This window comes from Rhizobium sp. 862_C5_N1_2 (assembly GCF_051811205.1).
In the GTDB taxonomy this organism is placed as follows: domain Bacteria; phylum Pseudomonadota; class Alphaproteobacteria; order Rhizobiales; family Rhizobiaceae; genus Rhizobium; species Rhizobium leguminosarum.
Genome location: NZ_JBPWPT010000001.1, coordinates 1,124,751 through 1,142,571, shown reverse-complemented (window position 1 = coordinate 1,142,571; position 17,821 = coordinate 1,124,751). Strand labels below are relative to the sequence as shown.

At 59.5% G+C, this 17,821-nt stretch carries 19 protein-coding genes and 1 pseudogene; 3 read left to right on the top strand and 17 right to left on the bottom strand.

The window, feature by feature from the left end:
• Positions 1-50: 50 nt before the first annotated feature.
• On the bottom strand, positions 51-551 hold the full coding sequence (locus ACD590_RS05785; protein ID WP_130759536.1) for a hypothetical protein: 501 nt from the start codon (positions 549-551) through the stop codon (positions 51-53).
• A gap of 258 nt (positions 552-809) precedes the next feature.
• Between ACD590_RS05785 and ACD590_RS05780 the strand changes: the two genes are divergently transcribed.
• Positions 810-1,331, top strand: a complete 522-nt coding sequence (locus ACD590_RS05780; RefSeq protein ID WP_130759535.1) for a tetratricopeptide repeat protein — start codon at positions 810-812, stop codon at positions 1,329-1,331.
• Positions 1,332-1,449: 118 nt separating this feature from the next.
• Here the strand turns inward: ACD590_RS05780 and ACD590_RS05775 are convergent, their stop codons facing one another.
• The 14 genes from ACD590_RS05775 to ACD590_RS05710 form a co-directional block, all read right to left on the bottom strand.
• Entirely contained in the window at positions 1,450-2,010 is a 561-nt protein-coding gene (locus ACD590_RS05775) for a hypothetical protein (RefSeq protein ID WP_130759534.1), read from the bottom strand.
• 79 nt (positions 2,011-2,089) lie between these two features.
• On the bottom strand, positions 2,090-3,394 hold the full coding sequence (locus ACD590_RS05770; RefSeq protein ID WP_130759533.1) for an AAA family ATPase: 1,305 nt from the start codon (positions 3,392-3,394) through the stop codon (positions 2,090-2,092).
• Positions 3,395-3,409: 15 nt separating this feature from the next.
• On the bottom strand, positions 3,410-4,354 hold the full coding sequence (locus ACD590_RS05765) for a type II secretion system F family protein (RefSeq protein ID WP_113543783.1): 945 nt from the start codon (positions 4,352-4,354) through the stop codon (positions 3,410-3,412).
• A gap of 7 nt (positions 4,355-4,361) precedes the next feature.
• On the bottom strand, positions 4,362-5,315 hold the full coding sequence (locus ACD590_RS05760; protein WP_113543782.1) for a type II secretion system F family protein: 954 nt from the start codon (positions 5,313-5,315) through the stop codon (positions 4,362-4,364).
• Positions 5,312-6,760 (bottom strand): CpaF family protein, encoded by a 1,449-nt coding sequence (locus tag ACD590_RS05755; RefSeq protein ID WP_113543781.1) that lies wholly within the window; start codon positions 6,758-6,760, stop codon positions 5,312-5,314. The genes ACD590_RS05760 and ACD590_RS05755 overlap by 4 nt, the downstream gene beginning before the upstream one ends.
• A gap of 19 nt (positions 6,761-6,779) precedes the next feature.
• A complete protein-coding gene (locus ACD590_RS05750; protein ID WP_113543780.1) occupies positions 6,780-7,352 on the bottom strand; it encodes a L,D-transpeptidase in 573 nt (190 codons plus the stop codon).
• Positions 7,349-8,491 (bottom strand): pilus assembly protein, encoded by a 1,143-nt coding sequence (locus tag ACD590_RS05745; RefSeq protein WP_113543779.1) that lies wholly within the window; start codon positions 8,489-8,491, stop codon positions 7,349-7,351. Before ACD590_RS05745 ends, ACD590_RS05750 begins: the two co-directional genes overlap by 4 nt.
• A 28-nt stretch (positions 8,492-8,519) precedes the next feature.
• Positions 8,520-9,143 (bottom strand): TadE/TadG family type IV pilus assembly protein, encoded by a 624-nt coding sequence (locus ACD590_RS05740; protein WP_047621478.1) that lies wholly within the window; start codon positions 9,141-9,143, stop codon positions 8,520-8,522.
• Entirely contained in the window at positions 9,137-9,616 is a 480-nt protein-coding gene (locus ACD590_RS05735; protein WP_130759532.1) for a TadE/TadG family type IV pilus assembly protein, read from the bottom strand. Before ACD590_RS05735 ends, ACD590_RS05740 begins: the two co-directional genes overlap by 7 nt.
• Positions 9,613-11,214 carry a TadE/TadG family type IV pilus assembly protein gene (locus tag ACD590_RS05730; protein ID WP_047621476.1) on the bottom strand — a complete coding sequence of 534 codons (1,602 nt, stop codon included), beginning with the start codon at positions 11,212-11,214 and terminating at the stop codon, positions 9,613-9,615. The genes ACD590_RS05735 and ACD590_RS05730 overlap by 4 nt, the downstream gene beginning before the upstream one ends.
• 93 nt (positions 11,215-11,307) lie before the next feature.
• Positions 11,308-11,613 carry a hypothetical protein gene (locus tag ACD590_RS05725; protein WP_047621631.1) on the bottom strand — a complete coding sequence of 102 codons (306 nt, stop codon included), beginning with the start codon at positions 11,611-11,613 and terminating at the stop codon, positions 11,308-11,310.
• Positions 11,597-13,084, bottom strand: a complete 1,488-nt coding sequence (locus ACD590_RS05720) for a type II and III secretion system protein family protein (protein WP_113543778.1) — start codon at positions 13,082-13,084, stop codon at positions 11,597-11,599. Before ACD590_RS05720 ends, ACD590_RS05725 begins: the two co-directional genes overlap by 17 nt.
• Positions 13,085-13,141: 57 nt before the next feature.
• Positions 13,142-14,059, bottom strand: coding sequence for a Flp pilus assembly protein CpaB (cpaB, locus tag ACD590_RS05715; RefSeq protein ID WP_113543777.1), 918 nt, complete (start codon positions 14,057-14,059; stop codon positions 13,142-13,144).
• Positions 14,060-14,158: 99 nt separating this feature from the next.
• Entirely contained in the window at positions 14,159-14,353 is a 195-nt protein-coding gene (locus tag ACD590_RS05710) for a Flp family type IVb pilin (RefSeq protein ID WP_113543776.1), read from the bottom strand.
• 258 nt (positions 14,354-14,611) lie between these two features.
• Here ACD590_RS05710 and ACD590_RS05705 point away from each other — a divergent pair, with 258 nt between their 5' ends.
• On the top strand, positions 14,612-15,142 hold the full coding sequence (locus ACD590_RS05705; RefSeq protein WP_018447340.1) for an A24 family peptidase: 531 nt from the start codon (positions 14,612-14,614) through the stop codon (positions 15,140-15,142).
• A gap of 92 nt (positions 15,143-15,234) precedes the next feature.
• Here ACD590_RS05705 and ACD590_RS05700 read toward each other — a convergent pair.
• Positions 15,235-15,501, bottom strand: a pseudogene (locus ACD590_RS05700) (hypothetical protein); the annotation flags it as partial.
• Between ACD590_RS05700 and ACD590_RS05695 the strand changes: the two are divergent.
• Entirely contained in the window at positions 15,409-16,758 is a 1,350-nt protein-coding gene (locus ACD590_RS05695; protein WP_130759531.1) for a glutamine synthetase family protein, read from the top strand. The pseudogene ACD590_RS05700 and the gene ACD590_RS05695 overlap by 93 nt on opposite strands.
• Positions 16,759-16,777: 19 nt before the next feature.
• On the opposite strand, the gene ACD590_RS05690 is transcribed toward ACD590_RS05695, so the two are convergent.
• Positions 16,778-17,722, bottom strand: coding sequence for a diacylglycerol/lipid kinase family protein (locus tag ACD590_RS05690; protein WP_018241337.1), 945 nt, complete (start codon positions 17,720-17,722; stop codon positions 16,778-16,780).
• Positions 17,723-17,821: the final 99 nt, after the last annotated feature.

Here is a 17,821-nt window from a genome sequence, read left to right as displayed (position 1 = left end):
TCGAGGTACGTCTTGCCGCGCCTCCGGCGGGGCGGTTCAACCCTTTTCCATCACGCCGATATTGCACGCTTGATGACTGTTAAGTGGCAGCAAATGCAAGCCAAAAACACGGATATGAAAAGGGAGGTCCCAAGCGGTTGGGATAGCGGCAGGAACGACCAGTCGCCTCGTTGAAATTGAGGCAGCGCAAAGTCGGAAAGGCCGGCCTGGCCAACGGCTGCCCGCCCCATAGTTAGACCGGTCGCGATCAGCGCAATATGGGCATGGATGAAGCCTGAACGGTGGTGTCTTTGCGGCTGCATGGCCACACGAACCCCGAAAATCGATGCCAGCATCAACAGGACCGTGGCGCTCCAAATTCCAACGCCGGGTACCGCCAAAAGCAGATAGGTGGGCTCGCGCATAACCGGAAGTATTGTCATATACAGCCACCAGGCGGTGGCACTTGAGGGGTGGCTTTCCAAGAGCGGTATGCTGAGAACGAAGATCGATGCTATCGCATAAGCCAGCGATGGCCCAAGTCGCATCAGCGTGAAAATAGCGATCCGCATACGGCGTTCCATCCTTTGACCTGACGAGCCGGATAGGCGACGTTGATTGATTTCCACTCAAGGAGTCACGCGGCAGATGATGCCTACTTCAGATAGCAGGCGTTTTATCATACTGTCGCATTCCGTCGAAGACCGCATCTGTCGCTTTTTTGCGACTATTTGCTCAAATTCTTGAGTTGTTAGCTTTTTTTTACGATGATTTTCGGTGAACACATCCGAGTCTCAGGTAAGAATGTCTGATGGGGGATCAAATTGCCAATGTTGCAGATCAGAGCCGGAACTAAATGCATTGCGTTTTTGATAGCGACTGGAGCGATTTTAGCTGGTTGCCAGTCATCCAGCGTTGATGGTCTGGCTGCTTATGGCGATAGTGCAAAGACCCTCGAGGATGACTCAGCCGTCGCCTTCTATAAGAACGACGAGTTGATAACCACCGGCAAACTGCAATTTCAGGAAAAGAACTACGGAAAATCTTACGCCATTTACAAGCGAGCAGTCGACGTTTTTCCGCAGGATCCGGCCGCTTGGCTGGGCTTAGCAGCATCCGCTGACATGGTTGCCCGCTTCGACACGTCCGACCGCGCCTACCAGCAACTCTCGCGAATGATCGGCAACACCCCGGTCTACTACAACAATATCGGATATTCTCACCTTTTACGCGGTGACTTGCGCACTGCCAGACGGTATTTCCTGAAAGCCTATGAGCTTGATCCCGGAAACGAAGTCACTGCCCGTAATCTCGAATTGATGAAGAACAGCGTAAATTACGCTCAGCGGTGATGGACCCTGCAGCGATCGGCAATCTGGGTCGAGATGAGATTGCCCTGGCGCATTGCGAGCATCGGCGCCCCCTGGCAGCATCCACCGATTGCTTTGGAGATTTCGGCGAACGCGGTGTTTACCGGGCCTTCCGAAGGATGAGCTGGCCTTCCGGCGAGAGTGTGCGCTCGTAACGCGGCAGGTCACTGACGGCAATGCCCCCGGCTTCGAGGGACGCAAGGCTGCTATCCGAAGCTTGAGCTTCCGCCGGCACGGCACGGGGTGCGAAAAATTGTGCTGGCTCCTTGCCGGGTGCGCTAAGGACCAAAGCTGAACCCATCCGAAGACCACTTGTGTCGTTTCGCCGTTCGTTCATCATAGTCTTTTGCAGCTCATCCATCCCCTGGCGGATAAGTGCGACTTCGTCAGCCTTGGCATTATCCGCGATGTTGCGCGACTGCTTTTCCATCTGTCCCCTCAGACCATCGATGGACCTCTTAAGCGCGGCGATGGTCTCGCGGCTCTCGCGAACATCGGCTGAGTTTTTGGCGGTATAGACGAGAACGCCAGCATTCACAGGCAAGAGCATCAGCAGCAAACCGACGAATAGCGAGCTTTTTGAGCCCCGCTGCTCTATCACTCGCAAATTGCTTGGTATTGCGCGGTCTGCTTCGACCTCAATGCCCGGAATGCTAGTCATTCGTTTACTCCCCGTAAGTCATCAAATCTGCGTTGGACACATTGTCCAGGAAGACGCCGTGTCAGTGACAAGCCCGCAATCATTCCGACGTAAATACACCTTCCCACGCCCGTTCGAGCATATCGAGCGAAGCGTTTCCTGCTATCCCGTTGAAATCGCAGTAAGAACAGACGAAATCCAGAAGATATTTCGGATGGTAGCAAGACGCCAGCACATCGCCGTTGTACTTGCGATCGTAGAACAGGTTCAGGTCTGGATCACAGACAGCCAATCCGGCGCCGCTGGCATAGGATTTGAAAATTCTGATATATTCGTCGCGCGACGGAGTGTTCACAAAGATCTTGTATTTGAGCCGCCGCAAGCCCGCCTCGTCGGAAAGGTCCTTCGGTGCGATATTCGTCGAAAACACCACCAGCTCGTCAAAGGGTACCCTGAATTTCTTGCCGGTGTGCAGCGTCAGGAAGTCATATCCGCGCTCGAGCGGCACAATCCAGCGATTGATGAGCGCCTGCGGCGCCACTTGTTGGCGCCCGAAGTCGTCGATGATGAAAACGCCGCCGGACGCCTTCAAGTGTATGGGCGCTTCGTAGACATTCGGTCCTTCGTTGAAGGTGAGGTCGAGCTGATCGAGGGTCAATTCCCCGCCCGTCTTGATCACCGGACGGCGGCATTCGATCCATCGTTGATCCGCTTTCGGATGGGATTCCGTGTCAGCCTCCGATACGGGGTGATGCACTGCTTCGTCATAGAAACTGATGACATGGCCGCCGACCTCGATGGCATAGGGCACCCAGATTGTTTGGCGGAACAGTTGCGACGTCCGCTCGGCGATGCTCGTCTTTCCGTTGCCGGGTGGTCCGTAAAGCAGGATAGAGCGACCGGAGTTGATGGCCGGGCCGAGCTTTTCGACCAAGGCGTCCGAGAGCACCAGCCCGTCAAGGCTGTCGTTCAGCCGCTCCGGGGTCACGCGCTCGTAATGGATGGACTGCAAAGCTACCTGCCGGCAGAACGCGTCCAGCGACACCGGCGCCGGCCCGACATATTGGCATTGACGCGACGCCGCGTGGGCATATTCGAACCCCTTCATGGAAAGCGCATATCGAATATCGGATCTCACATCCTCACCAGCCAAGCCGCGAGCCTCGAGGTATGCGAGTTTCACGAGCTCCTTGATCAGGATATTGACGATCACTTTCGGCAATTTCATGCGGTCAGCCAGATGAGATGCCGTGGTTGTATCCTGCTCGGCCGCGCATTTTGACGCCAGCCGAAGCAGGAACGACGGATCCAGTCCGGTTTGTTCTATGCTTGCCGGTGCCATTGGCATACGCGGATCGAGGGAAATGATGGCATCCTTACGATTCTGTTCGAGCGAATACTGCATATGACCTCGCTTGGCTCAACCGCCGGGTTTCATGCCGATGAGAAGACTGACGACACGGATAACAATGGGAACGAGAACTATGATGAGGCTTACCGGAAATAGAAACGCGCCGAGCGGCAGCAGCATCTTGACCGGCAGGGCGTTTGCCTTTTCCTCGGCGCGAACAATACGGAGGTCGCGCATTTCCTTGCAGTAGACCCGCAGCGTCTGCGTTACGCTGGTCCCGAGCTCTTCCGATTGGCGAAACAGAACGGAAAGGGCCCGGGCTTCGTCAATCCTCAGGCGGATAGCGAGGTTCGCGAGCGCCTCGCGCAATCGCCGGCCGCCCCGCACTTCCAGCATCATGATCGAGAGATGCAGGCCGAAGTCCTGCTGCTTGGCAACGAATTCCCGGGCAACACGGTTCGCCGCCGCCTCGATGCTCATGCCCGCATCGAGGCAGACGATCAGCATATCCATGAAATCGGGAAAGAGGCGGCGGTACTCCCTCTCCTTGGCGGCACCACGCCGGTCGATATAGATGTTGACCAGAATGAAGGTCATGCCCGCAGCAAACATGGCAACGATCAGCGTCGCCATCCGCGACATGTCCGGCGCGACCCGGTTTAAAACCCAGACCGCCGCGACCAGCACGCTGATACAGACCATCGCGCGAACCACCTGGAAGGCGGTCACGGCGCCGGCAGCGAAATACCCCGCCCGGATCAGCCGGTTCTGGGTGGAGTTCACATTCGTGTCACGTCGAGTAATCTCGAAATAGCGACGGATCAGGCGGTTTTCCGCCTCGCCGAGATCGGCAATCGTCGTATCGCCAAGCTGGAACTCCTCGCCTGATGCCGCCGAGCTCTTCGACACCCGAACCGAGACCTCGCGCTGTCGAAAAAACAATTCCGATGCAGCTGCAGAAAATATCAGCACTGCAAAGAAGACGATGAGGTAAATTCCATACTCACTCGACATGACCGCCTCAGTACTCGAAGTTGACCATCTTGTAGAGAATGACATTCCCGATCGCCATGACGGCCAGCAGCGCGCTCACCACGACGGTTCCGTGGCCGCTATCCCAGAGGGGATCGAAGTAGGTCGGCGACAACGCCTTGATCATCGCGTAGAGCAGAAACGGATAGACCGACATGAAGATCGCCGTGATGCGTCCTTCCGAGGAAATCGCCTTGACCTTTGCCTTCAGCATCGTCCGGTCTCGCAGCGTCTTCGAAAGGTTCTGCAAGATCTCCACGAGGTTTCCGCCGGTTCCGGCCTGTACGCTCAGCGATATCGCAAGCAGGTTCAGATCCTCGACGCCGACCCGGTCCGCCAAGTTGACAAGGGCATCGTCCAGCGTCACGCCGTAGGTGAGTTCATCCGAGAGGAGGCCGAACTCGGTGCCGATCGGATCAGGCATCTCGCGTGCCACCAAAGAAATCGCCGCCGGCAGCGGGTGGCCGGCGGCCAAGCTGCGATTGGCGACATCGAGCGCTTCAGGAAGCTTAAGTTCGAATTTTCTCATGCGGCGCGCCCGGGCGCGCCAGACGACGAGTGCAGGGATGAGGAGGCCGATCAAGAGAAAGACGGGGATCCTAAACAAAGTGCTCGGCACGAGGAACCGAACGGCCAGCCACGTCAAAAGGGCGCCCGCGATCGCGAAGAGAGCAAATCGCCTGGCATCGAACTTGATTCCCGACTGGGCGTAAAACTGCAGCAGCCGCTGCATGATGGGGGTTTGCCGCCAACTGTCGCCGGCACCGCGCTCCTTCAGCATATCGCTATAGGTCTTACGATGATCATCGCTGACCTCGAGCAAGCTCAGCCGATGGTTCACGGCGCGGTGTCGTTCGGAGCTCTTGAAGTAGCCGCGCATGATCGCTTCGACAGCAACCAGGGCGGCGGTGAAAACGGCCGCATAAAGGAGAGTCAGGGTCATTGGACAGGTCCCGTTTGCAGCGGTTTGCCGGGATCAAAAATCGTCAAAGGGATCTCGATCCCGAGTTCGGCAAATTCCTCGACGAACCGCGGGCGGATGCCGGTGGCGCGGAATTCTCCATGAATCCGCCCGCCTTCATCGGTGCCGATTTTCTTAAATTTCATAATCTCCTGCATCTGCACGACTTCGCCTTCCATGCCGGTGATCTCGGAAATCGAGACGACCTTGCGGCTGCCGTCGCTCAGGCGCTGGACCTGCACAATCATGGTGATGGCGGACGAGATCTGCGAGCGAATGCTCAACTGCGACATCGGCATCCCTGCCATGCCGACCATCTGCTCAAGCCGGCCGACGGCGTCGCGCGGCGTGTTGGCGTGAATGGTCGTCATCGACCCCTCGTGACCGGTATTCATCGCCTGCAGCATGTCGAACGCCTCGTCGCCGCGTACTTCGCCGACGATGATGCGGTCGGGACGCATGCGCAGGGCGTTCTTCAAAAGCTCGCGTTGCCGGATCTCGTTGCGGCCGTCGAGCGTCGGCGGTCGGGTTTCCAAACGCCCGACATGTGGCTGCTGCAGTTGAAGCTCGGCCGCATCCTCGATGGTGATCAGGCGCTCCCTTGGAGAAATCTGCGACGAGAGGGCGTTCAGCAAGGTGGTCTTGCCAGAACCGGTGCCGCCTGAAATGACCATGGACACCTTTCCCTTGACCGCGGCGCTGAGAAGGATGCGCATCGCATCGGCCATAGCGCCATATTGCACGAGGCGCTCCATTGTCAGCGGCTTACGCGTGAATTTGCGAATGGAAACGAGCGGTCCATCGACAGAAATCGGCCTGATGGCGACGTTGACACGCGAGCCATCCTTGAGGCGCGCGTCAACCATCGGCGTTGACTCGTCGACACGGCGGCCAACCGCCGAGACGATCTTGTTGATCACCCGAAGCAGGTGATCCTCGTCTTTGAACCGCACGGCGGTGCTCTCGAGCTTGCCGCTACGCTCGACATAGACGCTGTTGTAGCCGTTGATGAGAATATCTGCGATCGTGTCATCGGCCAGCAGCGGCTCGATCGGTCCCAACCCAAGCATCTCGTCGGTGATATCGCGGATCAGATCATTGATTTCCTTGGCATTCAGCGGAAAGTTGTTACTCCGAATATAGTCCTTGACCAACGGCCGGATCTCGGTGGCGATCTCCTCGTTATCGAGTGTGTCGAGGATCCCGAGGTTGATGCGATCGAGCAGGAAGCGGTGCAGATTGACCCGCTCGGAAACCATGTCCGGCCCGAACGAAGCCTCTTCGCCACTCGCTGTGGCGCTGTCAGAGGCCGGCTGGGCAGGTATGTTCTCAACTGCGCCGACCAAAGACAGTTCGGCCGCATCCAGATGTTCCCGGCTTTCCGGCTCCCGCTGCTTGTAGAAACGCCCCATGATACCGTTCGCCATGTTTCCCGCCCCTGAACTATTACTTTACAATGACCGTGGAGCCGACTTTCACCCTCTCATAGAGATCGATGACGTCGGCATTGCTCATGCGAAAACAGCCCGATGACGCGAAACCGCCGACCGTCGACTGCTCGTTCGTTCCATGAATGCGGTAGAGCGTGTCGGTCCCGCCCTTGTAGAGATAGATCCCGCGAGCACCCAATGGATTAAGCGGTCCGGCAGGTACCAGGTCCGGAAGTCCGGCTGAGCGCGCCTTCATCTCGGCAGGCGGGCGCCAGTCAGGCCACTCTGCCTTGCGTCCAACCTTGACGGTACCGCTCCAGCGAAATCCGTCTCGTCCGACTCCGATTTTGTAACGGATCGCGCGTCCTTCGGAGATGACGAGATCCAGCGTACGATTGCCGCTGACGATGACGATTGTCCCAGCCGCATAGCTTTTTTCGATCGTCACCACGGCGCTTGTCGTCGGCCCAAGGCTTCGCGGCACAAGCCCGCCTGCCGCAGCGTTTCCGACAGCGGCCAGAATTGCCAAAACCGCAAGACCGACATCGGCGGCGCGGGACCTTATGCGCCCACTGTCGATCGCCGTCATCGCACCAGTGCTCCAAGTTTGCCGACCGCGCCGCAGAAGCGCGCCCGGGAATTCACTTGAAATGGCAGCACGCCGCGGTTGACTGCCTCGCTCAGAGTATCCCAGTCATCCGCAATGACATGCGTCGGGATCTCCTTGAAGATCTTCTCCGTTTGTTGTCGGCGCAGGCCGAGGCCGAAAAGCTTGCTGCGGTATTTGTTGATGACGATGAATATCTGATCCGAGCTGCCGCGCAGCCGTACCAGATTGGCAAACAAATCCTTGGCTTGAGAAAGCGCAGGGACCGTCATTTCGGTGACGATGCAGATGCTGTTGACCGAGCTGAGCACCTCGTATTTCCACGGCGTGTCATAATAGGGAATGTCGATGATCGTGTGGTCGCTCTCGAAGGCGGCCACGTCGAGCATACGCAGCACGAGTTCCCGGCCCTTGGGTGCCAGAAGGACTGCTGGCTGCTTGAAGGACAGCAGTGAAAAGCCGCCCGAATGACGCTTTCGAACCAGATCGATGAATTCCAGATCGACCCGGGAAGGATTGGCGATGACTGGTTTTAAGTCGTAGTCGTTGACGAGGTTGAGATAATAGCCAAGCATCCCGGAGCAAAAATCCGTGTCGAACAAGTCAACCCGCGGCGTCGAGTTCTTGGTCGGCTGGGCCAGCGCATGCGCAAGCGACGAAGCGATCATGCTGGCGCCCGCGCCACCGACGGCTGAGACCACGGCATGCACCCGGCTGTCGCTGGCCCCAGTGCCTGGCGCATGGGTCGAAATCATGTCGATCAGTGCGCGGCGCTCGAGCGGCTTCTTCAGCCAGTCATTGCCGTTCAGGCGGAAGAGCAGCCGCAGCATGTCGTCCGGCAGCTCTTCGGAAACGACGACGAGCGGAATGTCCCGATAGGTGGTGCGAAACGCGAAGAGCTCCGGCTGGTGCAGCAATTTCCCGTTGTCGACGTCGAGAACGATCAGGTCGAACTGCGTCGGATCGAACCGGCCCTTTTCTCCGAGCGCCTTCAGCGAGAGATGGCGGACATCGTAACGCGAAAGCGACCCGAACGTATCGAGCATGAAGCTCGCTGCAGCCGCGTCGTCGGAGAGAACCAGGATCTTGGTGGATGCGGCAATGTTCATGTGAGCTGTCATTTCGCTTTCCTACGCATACTTTAAGGAGTCAGCAGGTTGAGCACGTCTTTAGATCTTCCGTCGTGATCGTCACCGGATGGGCCGGGATGGTGATGTCGTTAAGTCCCAACAGCCCGCCGAGGATCGGCAGATCGAAGGTGATGTTGCGTACCTCCAGCCGCATCGTCAGCACGGGCCCGTCCGGCCGGCCCCAGTAGCCGAGCCCCGATCGCTGGTAGGTGACCATCAGCTTATCCGGCGTGATGCGCCAATTGAGGTCGCAAATGCCGGGGTGAGGATCAGTTCCCGCGTTGCAAAGGCCGTCACTTCCCAGGACGATCCGGTTCAATGCCGCCGTGCAGTTCGCCAGAGCCGGCCCGCAGGTCGAGGATATCGTGGCATCGTTCGGCGCCGCTTTGCCGTTGTTGAGTGGATCGGCAGCTCCGATCGGGAAAACGGCATTGAAATTCGTCGTCACCGGATCGGATACGGCCGCCAGACGGGCACCATATTGCAGTGCCTTGACGGTCTGGTTCCACTGCGACATGGCATAGCCGAACTCGATGAAGGCGGCGAATACCAGCATGACGATCGGAAAGGTCAGCAATGCTTCGACAAGGCTGGCACCACTGCTATCCTGCCAGAAGGTCTTGATCGCCCTAGAGGTCACCATCCGATGTATCTCTCTTCATGGAATGAGCTGATCGTGATGGCGTCGATTCCGAGAAAGCCGAACACCGGCGAGGTCTCGTAGAGATGAGCAGTTGAGATGGTGATGTTCCCGTCTGCATCGGGTGCAGTGATGGTAATGTCGGCAGCGTCCTTCCAGCCGGGGACACGGGGTTTAGCGTTTGCCGCAGGTGTTTGCGTTCCGTAAAAGGCGATCGTCTTCGCAGTCGCCTGATTGCATGTCGGCACATAGGTTCCCGACACCGGCCGGCATCGCGAGAGGTAGCGCCCCGCATCGCGCAAGCCTGCGTCGATCTGCATACGCTCCCAGAAGATGCTGCCAAACTCCAGTATCCCCGCCGCAAAGAGCGTCACAAAGGGGATGGCGAGCAGCGCTTCGGCAAGCACCGCGCCTTCCTGCCGCCGCCAGAAGCCGGGGCAAAGCCGATGCCTGATAAAGTTGCGGAGCGCCATCATCTGACCAGCTCCGCTTCTTCCCGGAGGAAATCTTCGAGTGTGCCCCGTCCACCCTTGCCGCTGATGTCGATCACTTCGAGCGACAGATAGCGTTCGCTGCCGGCCTTGATCGCCGGTTTGGTCATGAACATGCGGGCGAAGGCAACCGCCTGCGTCTGCTTCTGACCGTTCAGATGGCCGATCGATGCTTCGTAGCCGCAATTGACGATCGCGGCGAAGATCTCACGACGATCGCCATACTCGTCCGCCGTGTAGTTCGAAAGGGAAGGTCCCGAATAGCACTGGCCGCCGCCTGTCGTCGGATTGCCGACCTCGCCGTTCGCCGAGGCATGGTTGAGTAGCGCCGGGGTGTTGAGTTCGTAACGATAGACATCGTAGGCGGAGGGCCGGCTCGGTGTTCCGGTGGCTGTCGGCGGATAGCTGGAATGATTGCTGAGAATGGCGCTGACCGACGGCGGCGTCCCGCCCTGTGCGACGCTCCAGTAGTTTGCGTAGTTCCAATTGTTGCTGCTGCTGATCTTGCCGCCGCCAAGCGTGCTCATGGCTGAACCGTAGCCCAACGGCACCGCCTTGGTGACATCACCGACCGCGCTGCCGACCATTGCCGGGTCGTAATCCTTGCAGCCGTTCTGTCCCGTTTGCTTTTGTGCGGAGCGCACGTTCTGGGCCGGGCGATAGCGGCCGTCATTGCGCGAGCCCTTGAACGACCCCTCATAAATGCCGAAGCGCGTATTGACGCCAGCCTCCACAGGCCCGGCGACGGCACCCGTCTTGGTATCCAGGCTGTCCTGCGTATAGCAGGCTCCCGGATTGCCGGTGGCGAGAGCCTCCGCCAGCACGTTTGCGCCATTGCCCAGCGGTGTCCGCAGGAACCCGAAATTACCAGGCCCGGGATTGGACGAAGACGTGCTGTTCATTTCGATCTGCCGGCCGTAGAGATTGCCGGCCGCGAAGTTGGTGTGGAGATCCGCCGCCGCCTGTTCGTTGGCGGCCGGGCTCGTATTGCCGGCCGGCTCGTAGGGATTGCAGATGAAGAGCGGCGTGATGTCACAGGCGCTGGCATGGTATACGGCCACAGCATCGGCAGCGATGTTGATCGTATTGCGGGTGAAGCCAACGGGGATCGGAAAGATCGTCTGCATCGCCTGCGGCTTGGCGATGACCCAGGCGTAGGACGCTTCGCTGGCCGTGGTCGTTTGCATCGAAGACGGGATGGGCGTGTCGTCGTTGGCCGGGATGCTCTTCAGAAAAAGCACGGTGACAGTGCTTCCGGCATCGTTGCCGGCGTGGTAGGCCACGGTAATATGCGAGCCAAGCGACATGCCGGCCCCGCCCCCGGAAAAAGCCGCGCTATTGGCGATTTTCTCGATCGACGTCTGCGCCCTCGAAATGGCATCATCGCGGCCATCAAGTTCGCGGGCTCCGGCCAACGCCATCGCATCGACCGCGTTCTGGAGATCGGTATGCAGGTTGCTGCTGCGGCCGACGTCGATGATCAGCAGCGAAAAGCCGAGAAGCATAGGCATGGCGATGAGCGTCAAGGCGATAACATAGCCACGATGATCGTTCCAGAACCGTCTGACAACCCTGCTCAGCATTGGCATACCCCCATCACGGCGCTATCGCCGTGACGACCCTGTTTCGTGCATTTTCCCTTCCGGCGCGCTACCGCCGTTCATGCCTTTCGCCAGCTATTGGCTAACGGTGGCCACACTGGACGCCCCATTAGCCCCCATGGCCGGCGACGGCGGAACAACGCCCATCCCGCCGTTCTGGTACTGCGTGACCACCCTGCGGATCACCTTGCCGTCGCTTGCGATTCGGGTTCGCTGGGCTTCCGGCGGGAACGGGTCCTCGATATGGATGGCCTTGTTTGCTTCCACAGCATTCCCGAGCCCGAAGGTGATCGAGTCGCGATGGTTCATGTAGTCGGCGCAACCGGAAGCAAGGCCGGCGGCTGCAAGGACGAAAAGGACGCGCTTAGCGTTTTGTAACAACAACTTGGCCTCCCTGGTTCAGGTCGAGACGATGGCCATAGGGCCCAGTCACGCCGACGCCATTGCGAAAGCGTCGGAGCATGTCCTTGTCGACTTCCAAGACACCGAGCGCGAAAAGCTCGACGTCGTTGGACGAACGCGTCTGATCGAGCGGACTGTACAGGTCCTCACCCGGGCGGGCCGGTCGCACAATGTGCGGGGTGACGACGATAACGAGGTCGGATTCCTTCTTCTGGAAACTCGTCGAACGGAACAGTGCGCCGAGGATCGGTATCTTCCCGAGGCCCGGCAGTTGCTGGATATCTTTGGCATTGATCGACTGCAGCAGGCCCGCCATGGCAAAGCTCTGGCCGTCACGAAGCGCTACCGTCGTGCTGGCAGCGCGTGAGATGAAACCCGGATTGCCGTTGACGCTGATCGACGGATCAAGCTCGGAAACCTCTGGCTCGATCTCCAAATTGATGACGCCGTCGTCAAGCACCACCGGCTTGAAGGTCAGCCGCACACCAAAGGGGCGATAGTCCGTCTCGGTGGCGACTGTCGTGCCGTTGTTCGTCGTCTTCAGGATCGGCACTTCACCGCCGGCATGGAAGCTGGCGGTCGAGCCGCTCATTGCGATGAGGTTCGGCTGAGCCAGACGACGAACCAATCCCTTCTGCTCGAGCGCGTTGATGACTACGTCGATGCGGCCGCCCGAAATTTCCAGAACCTTGGCGATCAACTGGCCGAATGGCAGCATACCCGTTGCCGCACCCTTGGGGTCAAGGAGGGTACGGGCCAGGCTGCCGTCATCATTCACGCCGATACCCTGGCTGGTCGTTGCCTTGCCGATGCCGTTGTTGCCGTGCCCGGACCAACCGATCCCGAGGTCACGACCCGTCGTGCGTGAGGCTTCAATGATACGGACCTCCAGCATCACCTGCTGGCTGTCGCTGACGCGCAACTGGTTCAGCACCGGTTGGTCGGAATAGGACTGGGCGACTTCCATCACCCGCTGCAATTCAACGCCGTCACGGACCATGCCTGTCAGGCGAATGCGATTGTTGGAGTTGACCACGGTAACCCGGGCCGAGGGCGCGGCAGAGCGAATGGCGGCGGCGACTTCGGTGAAATCGCTGGCAACGCGGATGTCGATGACACCGAGAAGCGACTTGTCGTCGCCATAGACCGAGATATTGGTGGCGCCGATCTGCTTGCCGCGAATGAACAGCGACCGGTCGGAGAGCGGCACCACGTCGATCATATCGGCGCTGCCGATAACGAGATCGCCGAAGGGCTGGCCGGTATTGAGCGTCAGCGTCGCGTTCGGAGGCAACGTCACACGCTGGACCGATTTGCCAAGCGTGACGGACTTTTCCTGTGCGTTGGCGCAGCCGGCAAATCCGGGCCCGAAACACACACAGGCCGAAAACACTGCCGCCAGTGCCGCAAGACTTTTCGTCCTTGCGATTCTTCTCTTGCCGTTCGCCATGCCTGAGTTAGCCCCCCCTCATTCGGCTGGCCGCACCTGCGGCAGGCCGCATAATCATCACTGGACCAGGCCGACTCGGTGCTCCTCGCGCTTCGTCGTGTTCCAGACCCCCACTGTCACCCACTTAGGCTCGACCGGCAATACCGGCTCAACCTTTGGCTCCACAATCTGCACTTGTTTTTCGGGTTCTGGCAACTTATTCTTTTCCAGATCATTGCCGAGCTCCGCCGCCATCGCCCCGCCACCGAGGTCGGCGACGGTGATCTGTCGTGTTTGCTCGATAGAGGAAGAGGCAATATTGCGAAGCGCCAGCGACAGCGTGCCGATACTGGAGCCGAGAGTAAGGCGCTGCGCCTCATCGGTCGTGACCTCAAAGGTAACGGTTTTCACGACGGACGGCTCGTCCTTGCGCTCGTCTGCCGTCTGGTCCACCGCCAGCACCTTGACGCCTTGCAGCAGCACATCAACCAAGCTCTGATCGTTGCCCGCCGGCCCGCGTACGACCCGTGTCAGAAGCACGTCGACGCGATCGGAAGGCCTGACGAAGCCGGCAACGCCGAGCACGTCGTTGACGCGGATGGAAACCGCCTTCATGCCCTGGTCGAGCGCCGCCGACAGCGTGGCGCGTTCGCCGGCACCAGTGATTTTCGAGGATAGCACCGGCTCGCCGGGGTCGATCGCCGCCATGGCATAACGCGGCTGGGCATCGCTGCCGACGACCGCCTCGATGTTGACGAACGAGCCTGCGGGCGTTTCATTCGAGGGCCACGGAATGGCCCTGAGATTTTCGGATCGGATCCGGTCGCCGAAGCGCATTGGCTTGTCGGCGACAACGAGTGTTCTTTCCTCGGCCTTCATGCCGTTCATCGCCAGCAGCCGGGCCTTCTGATCGGAGAGATACTCGCGCATGCCGAAAACGGCTGCCGCTGCGAGCACAAACGCAATAACGAGACTTAAAATCGTTGAGGAACGCATCGCGGTTACTCGCTACACTGGACGGAGCGCATCCATTCATTGATGCTAATTTAGGAGAGAGGGGTTAACAAAAACCCCTCGCTTCTTCGAACGCCGATATCAGGCTGGGACAGCAAGCTCAGCCGTGAACCACCCTGCCCATGCCGTCCAAACGGCAGCCAGATTGGTGCCGGCCAATGTCACCGCCGTGATCACGCCACCAACCAGCAAGGCAAGCAGAATGAGGTATTCAGTGAGTGCGACGCCGTCTTCTTCCCGCGCGAAAGCGCGTACGCTGTTTACAAAGGCTTTCATCGAGAATTTCCTCCCAGATAAGTTGTGCGCCGTATTCCCCCCGGCCGCCCTGTCGTCGAGACCACCTCTTCGACTGGGACCATTAATAATCTCTTAACTCTAATTTAGTCAATCGTTTTATACGCAAGCTCTCGACATCTATACTTTATGGTTAAGACCAAAGTCCCGGTGCCCATTCGTAAAAACCGACTCAGTCGTCTGGATTTACTGTAGAGCAACTTGAAAATCAGGCTATAATAGCCCAAGAGGGTGAATACCATGCCGCAAATGATCGATGTTATTAGTTCGCTTTCGGTATTTCTTTTTCTCTACGCCGCCTGGACCGATTTCCGCACATGGAAGATCCCCAACACGATCGTGCTCGCGCTCGTTGCACTTTATGCATTGCGCACGGTCGCCGTGATCCTTGGCTCACAGGATGTCGGCGCTGCGCTGTTTGCTTCAAGCGGAATTGGCGGCGACGTCGGAGCCGGTCTGCTGATGTTCGCCCTTGGGGTGGCGCTCTGGGCGTTCCGGCTGTTTGGCGCAGGAGACGCCAAGCTTTTCCTGCCGATCGGCCTTTTTATCGGATGGCACGGAATGCTGCCGTTTTCGTTTTTGCTCCTCGTGCTCGGCGTCGTGACGCTCCTGGTCCTGCGGCTGCCGGTGCCGCTGCCCGTCGCACATCTCGCCTTTTTCATGCGCGTCGAGGAAATCCGGGCGAGCCGGAAGGTACCTTATGGTGTCGTCATGGTTTTCGCCGCGCTCCTCACCTTGGCTTTGCCCATTATCCGACAGCAGCTACGTTGACCCGGCATCGACATAGCTGCTTTCTCGCAAGAGCCCCATTGCCAAAGGAGGATGTTGCGCGCCTTGCGGATGCGGTCGATCTCTGGCCAATAGGCATTCAGCTTCCTGATGTCCGCGAAGGGATGCAGATGGTGCGCGGCGTCGATCGCGGCAAGCTTGGAGGGGGGGGCAAGTGTCGGGCATGGCTGGGAAAAGAGCCCCGCGGATTGAAAGGCCTCTATCGATGGGATAGGAGCTTGGCCTTGCCCCGGAGGATTTTCAAGGTCATGGCGAGCGACAGGATGGACGGCACTGCCGACGGCGACCCACGTTTCGAGATCCTGATCGTCGGCATGAACGGCGACCTGCGCGGCAAGCAGCTTCCGCCCAGCGCCGAAGACAAGGTCTGGGCCGGCGACATCCGCCTGCCGACGTCGACGCAATCGCTCGACATCTGGGGTGACGACAATGACGACATCACCGGCCTGTCGCTGACGATCGGCGACCCTGATGGCAAGCTCGCCCCCGACCGACGCAGCCTGGCGCCGATGCCCTGGGCGCCGGAGGGCTCGATGCAGGTGCTCGCCACCATGCACGAATTCGACGGCAGCCCGAGCTTCATGGATCCGCGCGCCATCCTCGCCGCAGTGCTGGAGCGCTATGCCACGCGCGGCCTCACGCCTGTTGTGGCAACCGAGCTGGAATTCTACGTGATGTCGGGAGACTGGCGCGAGACCGGACGCCCTTCCCCGCCCGAAAGCCTTACTTATCGCGGCGAACCAAACGGTTTCCAGCTCTACGACATGAGCGCTGTCGACGCGCTCGACGGCTATCTCAGGACGCTGAGGGCCTATGCGAGCGTACAGGGGCTGCCGGCGGATGCGACGACGGCGGAATTTGGTCCGGGCCAGTTTGAGGTCAACCTGCTGCACCGCGCCGACGCGCTGGCAGCCGCCGATGATTGCCTCTATCTCAAGCGCATCGCCGAACAGGCGGCGCGCCGCCACGGGTTGAAATCGACCTGCATGGCCAAGCCCTATTCCGACCATGCCGGCTCCGGCCTGCATGTGCATGCGAGCATCATCGACCGGCAAGGCTGCAACATCCTCGACGCCAAGGGCGGCGAGCCGAAGCGGCTCAAATCGGTGACAGCGGGCCTGCTTAACACCATGCGCGAGGCGCAGCTGATCTTCGCTCCCTTCGCCAATTCCTACCGGCGCTTCCAGCCGGGCTCGTTTGCGCCTGTTGATCTGACCTGGGGCAGCGGTCATCGCGGCACGGCGATCCGCATACCCGACAAGGATGGGCCGGCCGCACGCATCGAACACCGCGTCGCCGGCGCCGATGCCAATCCCTATCTGCTGCTCGCCGCAATCCTTGGCGGCATGCTCACCGGTCTCGATGGCGAACTCGACCCAGGCGAAGAGACGACGCCCTCGCACACGCCAGTGAATTCGACGCGACTGACGCATGATTTCCTCAGCGCCGTCGAGACCTTCCGCACCTCGCCTTTCATCGCCGATATCTTCGGCCCACGTTACCAGGCGCTCTATGGCGATACCAAGCGGAAGGAAGCGCTCGCGCATCTGCGCACGGTCTCGGATTTCGACTACCGCACTTATCTGCCGCGGTTCTGAAGCCTCTGTCGCGGCCGAGTTACGCAGCCGGCTCGCGGCGTTCGCTGGCGTCCACCTGCGCCGCAAGACCCTGCTTGACGAGGACCTTCAATTCGCCCGGATGCAGCCGGATCGAGACATCGCGTTGGAGCGGCAGCAACTCGCCGTCCATGACGCAATTGGCCTTGAAGCGCAGTTTGGGGAAATGCAGGTGCACTTCGGCCGGGTGCAGCACCATGACATCGGCATTCTCGCGGACCTTGCCGCGCAGCATGTCGATGGCGAGTCGGGCGACACCCAGAGGCTTCAGCGGATTTGCCGTGTAGAAGCCGAGTTCGCCGCTTGTCAAATTATCGGCGTAGAGCAGCGCATTCTCACCGAAGGGATTGTTGGAGACCGAGATCGCCGACACCCTACGGCGCTCCCGCATGCCGGCCGCCTCGAACTCGACCTCGAATTCCGGCGGGTTGAAGATAACACCCAAAGCCGCCTTCGTGCTTGCCCGGATCTTGCCCAGCCGGGAACGATAGCTGTAGGCGTTGCGGTAGCGCACCATGCGGGCATGCAGGCCGGCGGAAAACTGGTGGATGAAGGGACGGCCGTTGGCGCTGGCGATATCGACATTGTCGACCTCGCCGGAAGCAAGCACATCAAGCGCCTGCCAGATATCGAGCGGCACCCGCAGCGAGCGGGCAAAGAGGTTCATCGTGCCGGCGGGCACGACGCCGAGCGCAATTCCGTTTTTCCAGGCGATCGATGCCGCTGCCGAAATCGTGCCGTCGCCGCCGCCGGCGACGATACCGTCGATATCATCGCGCTTGGCCGCCCGCTCCATGGCGGGAATGATTTCCTTTCCTGAGAAGACGATGGCGTCGAAATCGTGTCCCGCTTCGCGGAAAGCCGCTTCCGCCCTCTTCTCATAGGCCAGCATGTCGGTGGTCTTGAAGGTACCGCCGTCGCGATTGAAAAAGCCTACAAGCTTCATGAGAGCTCCCGTCTCTGGCGCGGAAAATGCTCCTGCCTTGCCCTTGAGATGGTTGCAGTATCGGCGATTTCAAGCGCAGCCATCTTTCCGGAGAAAGGA

Coding starts and splice junctions, on each gene's coding strand:
- ACD590_RS05785 (WP_130759536.1), bottom strand. CDS start 551: ATGCGGATCGCTATTTTCACGCTGATGCGACTTGGGCCATCGCTGGCT.
- ACD590_RS05780 (WP_130759535.1), top strand. CDS start 810: ATGTTGCAGATCAGAGCCGGAACTAAATGCATTGCGTTTTTGATAGCG.
- ACD590_RS05775 (WP_130759534.1), bottom strand. CDS start 2,010: ATGACTAGCATTCCGGGCATTGAGGTCGAAGCAGACCGCGCAATACCA.
- ACD590_RS05770 (WP_130759533.1), bottom strand. CDS start 3,394: ATGCAGTATTCGCTCGAACAGAATCGTAAGGATGCCATCATTTCCCTC.
- ACD590_RS05765 (WP_113543783.1), bottom strand. CDS start 4,354: ATGTCGAGTGAGTATGGAATTTACCTCATCGTCTTCTTTGCAGTGCTG.
- ACD590_RS05760 (WP_113543782.1), bottom strand. CDS start 5,315: ATGACCCTGACTCTCCTTTATGCGGCCGTTTTCACCGCCGCCCTGGTT.
- ACD590_RS05755 (WP_113543781.1), bottom strand. CDS start 6,760: ATGGCGAACGGTATCATGGGGCGTTTCTACAAGCAGCGGGAGCCGGAA.
- ACD590_RS05750 (WP_113543780.1), bottom strand. CDS start 7,352: ATGACGGCGATCGACAGTGGGCGCATAAGGTCCCGCGCCGCCGATGTC.
- ACD590_RS05745 (WP_113543779.1), bottom strand. CDS start 8,491: ATGACAGCTCACATGAACATTGCCGCATCCACCAAGATCCTGGTTCTC.
- ACD590_RS05740 (WP_047621478.1), bottom strand. CDS start 9,143: ATGGTGACCTCTAGGGCGATCAAGACCTTCTGGCAGGATAGCAGTGGT.
- ACD590_RS05735 (WP_130759532.1), bottom strand. CDS start 9,616: ATGATGGCGCTCCGCAACTTTATCAGGCATCGGCTTTGCCCCGGCTTC.
- ACD590_RS05730 (WP_047621476.1), bottom strand. CDS start 11,214: ATGCTGAGCAGGGTTGTCAGACGGTTCTGGAACGATCATCGTGGCTAT.
- ACD590_RS05720 (WP_113543778.1), bottom strand. CDS start 13,084: ATGGCGAACGGCAAGAGAAGAATCGCAAGGACGAAAAGTCTTGCGGCA.
- cpaB (WP_113543777.1), bottom strand. CDS start 14,059: ATGCGTTCCTCAACGATTTTAAGTCTCGTTATTGCGTTTGTGCTCGCA.
- ACD590_RS05710 (WP_113543776.1), bottom strand. CDS start 14,353: ATGAAAGCCTTTGTAAACAGCGTACGCGCTTTCGCGCGGGAAGAAGAC.
- ACD590_RS05705 (WP_018447340.1), top strand. CDS start 14,612: ATGCCGCAAATGATCGATGTTATTAGTTCGCTTTCGGTATTTCTTTTT.
- ACD590_RS05695 (WP_130759531.1), top strand. CDS start 15,409: ATGGCGAGCGACAGGATGGACGGCACTGCCGACGGCGACCCACGTTTC.
- ACD590_RS05690 (WP_018241337.1), bottom strand. CDS start 17,722: ATGAAGCTTGTAGGCTTTTTCAATCGCGACGGCGGTACCTTCAAGACC.